The following is a 998-nucleotide window of genomic DNA, read 5'->3' as shown; positions in this document are numbered from 1 at the left end:
GAATACCATTATTGAATAACTACAACATAATAAGAATAGTATATATTTTCGAAAATCAGCTTTAAAAATTTTAAAAGTAATATATTTAAAATCCATCATTTTCTCCTCCCAAGACTGCAAGACATTCTAAAATTTTATTAAAAAAATCTTTTCTAGAACCTGTTTTAGTAATTTCCATGTTTATCATACCATCTTTTATAAAAATTATCTTTTTGCAATAACTAGCAGCAAATGCATCATGAGTTACTGTTAGTATTGTACAATTTTGAGCTTGATTTAGTTTTTGGAAACATTCCATTACTATTCTTGAAGACTTAGAATCCAAATTTCCTGTTGGCTCATCAGCTAATACAATATCAGGATTATTAATTATTGCTCTACTAATTGCTGCTCTTTGCTGTTGTCCTCCTGAAACTTCGTAAGGATATTTATTTTTAATTTCATTGATTTCAAACAATGACATAACATCAGTTGTTCTATTATCAATTTCAGTTACATCCTTTCTATCCAAAATCATAGGCAGCATAACATTTTCACTTAAAGTTAAACTATCTAACAAGTTAAATTCTTGAAATACAAATCCTAAATGTTGTCGTCTAAAGAGCGCTAAATCATTTTTATTCATGTTATTTATTTCATTTCCACTAATATTTATTACACCTGACGTAGCTTTATCTATGCCGCTGAGCAAATTAAGAAAAGTAGTTTTTCCACTCCCAGATGGGCCCATTATACCAACAAATTCCCCTTTATTAATCTTTAGACTCATCCCTTTAAGAGCATGCGTTTGATTTAATTTATTGTTATTTTTATAAACTTTAGTCAACTTTTCTACATTTAAAACTTGCATTATTCTACCTTCTTCTCTATATTGTTAGTGTAAAGTTTTTTACACTATTCTTTTAAAAATTTCTTTATATATCAAGGGTTACAGAGTTTTTTTGTATAAAAAAAACAATGACCCCCAATTTCATGTTATAATTGAATCTCTAACCAAA

Annotated in this window: 1 protein-coding gene; it reads right to left on the bottom strand. The window is 27.5% G+C overall.

Going from position 1 to position 998, the window contains the following annotated elements; all coding sequences use genetic code 11:
- Window positions 1-85: 85 nt before the first annotated feature.
- The gene (locus CLORY_RS22850) at window positions 86-850 is read right to left on the bottom strand and encodes an ABC transporter ATP-binding protein (protein WP_079428897.1); all 765 of its coding nucleotides are present in this window, start codon (window positions 848-850) and stop codon (window positions 86-88) included.
- Window positions 851-998 lie beyond the last annotated feature (148 nt).

The sequence above is a fragment of the Clostridium oryzae genome, assembly GCF_002029235.1.
Taxonomy (GTDB): domain Bacteria; phylum Bacillota; class Clostridia; order Clostridiales; family Clostridiaceae; genus Clostridium_AE; species Clostridium_AE oryzae.
Note: the sequence above shows the minus strand (reverse complement) of the source record. Positions and strands in the feature narration are given on the sequence as shown.

Excerpts from the sequence above, each read along its gene's own strand:
- CLORY_RS22850 (WP_079428897.1), bottom strand. The coding sequence starts at position 850 with ATGCAAGTTTTAAATGTAGAAAAGTTGACTAAAGTTTATAAAAATAAC.